Raw genomic sequence first — 3,763 nt, 5'->3', positions numbered from 1 at the left:
GGCGGCCCCGGGGGCTGGTCCAGGGATTGGCCCGGCGGTTGTTCTAGGGGCTCGTCCAGGCTCGCGCCGCTGGCCTCCAGCACCCGGCGGATCAGCGAGAAGCCGTTGGAGTGGGGGCCGCTGGAGGCCAGCGCGATCAGCGCATCGCCTTGTTTGACGCGGCTCGGCTCCAGGATGGCGTCTTTCTCGACGACACCTACGCAAAAGCCCGCCAGGTCATAATCGCCGCCGCCGTACATGCCCGGCATCTCGGCGGTCTCGCCGCCGATGAGCGCGCAGCCGGCGCGCTTGCAGCCCTCGGCGATGCCTTCGACCACGGCCGCGGCCGTGTCCACGTCGAGCTTGCCGGTGGCGTAGTAGTCCAGAAAGAACAGCGGCTCGGCGCCGCAGACGACGATGTCGTTGGCGCACATGGCCACCAGGTCGATGCCGACGCCGCCGTGGCGACCGGCGGCCACCGCCAGCTTGAGCTTGGTGCCGACGCCGTCGGTGCCGGACACCAGCACCGGGTTGCGGTAGCCCCGGGGCAGCTCGAACAGCCCGCCGAAGCCGCCGATGCCGGATAGGACGCCGGGCCGGCGCGTGGCCGCCACCGCGGGCTTGATGCGCCGGACCAATGCCTCGCCGGCGTCGATGTCGACACCGGCGTCGCGGTAGGTCATGGATTCGGTGGTCATCGCTGGCGGCCTCGGCTGGGCTGGGTCGGTGCGTGGGCGGCGCGGCGGACACCGCTGCCGCGCGCCTATTCTCGCACGCCGCACCGCCGCGGCAATGCGTCCTACACAGCGCCTTGCCCGGGCCTCCTAAGCTCCCGCCCCGATAGGTGTCGCCGCACAACGCGCAGGACCACTGCGACGATCATTCCAGAATCCGCATATCTTTGCTCAAGGGCGCCGGGGTCGCGGCCTTCTCCCTGCTCGGGCCCGAGGTCTGCGGCGAGCCTCGGCGCAGCCGCGCTTCCACGCGAATGGCCGCCATGCGCTTTTCGTCGTTGATCTCCGGATACAAAGGATAGTGCCGATCGACCTCCACCGCGTGGCGCTTGGCCGCGACCTCCAGGCGCTCTCGGTCATCCCGGGGCAGGCCCTGCAGCATCAGCAGAATCGGCGCCGTGCGCAGCAGATAGCGCTGGCAGATATCGCGCTCCCGCTCCGACGGCCAGTCCTCGCGCACCAGCAGCGGCGGAAAGTCGCCGGCGTCGCCGGCTGCCCGCTGTATCCAGGCGGTGCGCGGCTGAGCACCGGCGCGGCTGGTTACCATATCTTGAAAGCGGTGATTCACCGGCGGCTCCTGCCGTGCCTGCTCCTCGGCCGTCGAGTCGATGCGGAGCTTGGAATGGGGCAGTGCCGTCCAGCCGCTCTTGGTCGGATACGTGGACATCTGCGCCGCCTCGCAGCAGGAGAAGATCAGCGCCAACGGGGACTCATCCTTGCCGTCCAGCAGCCAGAACTCGAACACGTCCGCGACGGGAAAGGGCACCGTCACCGCGCGCAAAAAGTCCGCTAGCTCCTCGATGCACGCGCCCACCTGGGCGGCATCCAGCACCGCCGGCAGCACATAGGGCGTGAGCCGGCCGTCTTGGAAGTGGGCAACCCGGTAGTAGCCCCGATCCAGCGCATAGCCCAGCGGCATCTGCGGCTGGCCTTGGCTCTGGCCGCGCCGCGGCACGTAATGCACCTCCCAGCTCAGGCCGTCGAAGCTCTGCGCCCGCGCGCGATCCGATTGCGCGATCTGCACCACACCGGAGAAGGGTGGCAGCAGGCGCTGAGAGTAGGCACGAATGTTCGACATGACGCGGTTGCGGCTCGGGTCTCATCAGGGTGTAAATGGGGCAGGCTTGAAGTCAGCGACACCGCGACCAATCGGGGCTGGCGGCATCGGCGCAGGTTAGCGGAAAATCGCCGACCGTTGCCGGCGAGATGCCGCTGCTGCAACTTGACTGCGGGACCCGGTTGTCTTCCCGCGGGTGCCCATCCAGCCCGAGCGGCGCTGCTGGACGCTGTTGCAGCGCGCTCATGGAAGCGCCGCCCCTCGACCGAGGCGGCGCCTGCGAGTCCAAGACACACCTCATCCTGGCCGCCGAGCGCTGCGCAAGGCGGCCGTGGCGAGGCGTCTTCGCGGATTGGCGGGGCGCAGGCCGCCGCCGCGCCGGCGGTCGAGCCCTGCGCTCTCAGGCGCCTGCCTTGAGGACCCAGGAGCTGCACCAACCGTTCGCGGCGACGAGCTTGCCGGGAAAGAGCGAGCAGGGGCGCCACTCGCCGGCATCGGCCTGGATCAACTGGCAGTTGGCGCAGGTCTGTTGCTCCGGCGGGGCGCCCGGCTTGGCGGCGCCGGCGCGGTCGGCTGCGGTGGCATCGTGCTTGTAGTTCAGCGCAATGGCGGTGGGATCGGTCGCCTCGTCGACACGGGGAAACGACTCCCAGCCCTCCGGCGGCGGCGCGGCGCCCTGCGCGGCGGCGGTGCGTGCCAGGGACAGCAGTGGCAGGCTCGCGAGCCCGCCGAGCAGGGTCTGGACAGCCGCGCGACGTCGCAGATCGGGTTGTTGGTCGGTCATGGTTTTGCTCTCCGGTCGATTAGAGGAATTGCCGGCCAGGGCCGGCTGCGCGTTGGCCGCGCAAGGGGGTCGCCGCCGGCGACGCGGCTCGATCGGCGCGCCGATCCCGCCCCCGATTGCGCGGAAGCTCGTTCATGCACCACGGACTGAGGCGGCGGCGCTCCGTCACGGGTTGCCGCGACCCGTCTCGCCGCTCATGCCCACCGGCGCGTGCGGCGTCGGTTGGAAGTAGGCGCTGCCGTCCGGCGTCACCCGGAAGGAGCCGGCAACGCCGCCCATGGAGTCCATGCCCAAATCCGGCGCGTCCATACCCGTGGGCATCAGGATGATGCCCCGCGGCGTGACGCGATAAGTGCCGTGCATGCCGTTGAGGCTCTGCCGCAGCTTGACCGCGGGGTAGAGGTACAGGTCGCCGCCCGGCGCCTTGCGAAAAATGCCGCCCATGCCGGCCATGGCCTGCAAGGCCTGCTGTGCCGACATGGCCTGCTGCGGCGTCGGCGCCGCTGACCCGGACTGCCGGCCGGGCTGTTGTTGAGCCTGCTGCTGGGTCTGCGGCTGGGTCTGCGCTTGGGTCTGCGCTTGGGTCTGCGCCTGAATCTGCGTTGGCGCCTGCTCCTGGGACCAGCCGGCCATGCCGGCACCCAGCAGGCAGCCGCCGAGCAAGGCTCTGGAAATGACGCGTGTCGGCACGGGACTGGACCTGGTCATGGCGGTCTCCGGTTGGTGTAAGGGCGTTGTCGCGCCGGCGCGGGCCTGTGCGGCACCGCATTCAGCGACGCCCCGGGGGCGGTGGGGTGCCGGTCGCGCTCGGTGTCCCGGGCGCCGGCTCGAAATAGACCTTGCCCTCGGGCGTGGTCCAGAACATCCCCCGGCGGACCCCCGGCACAGCGGCGGCTGTGCCCGGGCTCCCGATCCGGTGCGGGAGCAGGGTGATGCCGTGCGGCGTGTGCACATAGGTCCCGTGCCAGCCATAGGGATCAGGCATCAGCTCCAATGCCGCGGCGGCGCCGGGCGGCGCCTCCGGCGCTTCCGGCGCGACGGGTGCTGGCGGCGGCACCTGCGGTCGGGACGTCTCCCGATCCTTCCCGGGCTCGGTCTGCACGCTCGCCGGGTGCGGCGCATCAGCGTCGGTGGCCGCTGTTTCGCTCGGCGCCTGCGCGGGGCGCTCCGGCGCCGGCGCCGCCTGCTCCGCCGCAGACACGGCTGGGG

General features: G+C 71.0%; 4 protein-coding genes and 1 pseudogene. All 5 read right to left on the bottom strand.

Annotated elements, in window-relative coordinates:
* A partial coding sequence (gene purM / locus CKO31_RS25340; RefSeq protein WP_200243469.1) for a phosphoribosylformylglycinamidine cyclo-ligase occupies positions 1 to 677 on the bottom strand: 677 nt, incomplete at its 3' end.
* A gap of 181 nt (positions 678 to 858) precedes the next feature.
* Positions 859 to 1,791 carry a hypothetical protein gene (locus tag CKO31_RS25335; RefSeq protein ID WP_200243467.1) on the bottom strand — a complete coding sequence of 311 codons (933 nt, stop codon included), beginning with the start codon at positions 1,789 to 1,791 and terminating at the stop codon, positions 859 to 861.
* 379 nt (positions 1,792 to 2,170) lie between these two features.
* Positions 2,171 to 2,554: a high-potential iron-sulfur protein gene (locus CKO31_RS25330; RefSeq protein WP_200243465.1), complete on the bottom strand. Its 384-nt coding sequence runs from the start codon at positions 2,552 to 2,554 to the stop codon at positions 2,171 to 2,173.
* Positions 2,555 to 2,719: 165 nt separating this feature from the next.
* On the bottom strand, positions 2,720 to 3,262 hold the full coding sequence (locus CKO31_RS25325; RefSeq protein ID WP_200243463.1) for a hypothetical protein: 543 nt from the start codon (positions 3,260 to 3,262) through the stop codon (positions 2,720 to 2,722).
* 61 nt (positions 3,263 to 3,323) lie between these two features.
* Positions 3,324 to 3,763 (bottom strand): annotated as a pseudogene (locus CKO31_RS25320) (hypothetical protein); the annotation flags it as partial.

Origin of the sequence: Thiohalocapsa halophila (genome assembly GCF_016583825.1) — a bacterium.
GTDB classification, from domain to species: domain Bacteria; phylum Pseudomonadota; class Gammaproteobacteria; order Chromatiales; family Chromatiaceae; genus Thiohalocapsa; species Thiohalocapsa halophila.
This window is presented reverse-complemented; position numbering and strand designations above follow the sequence as displayed.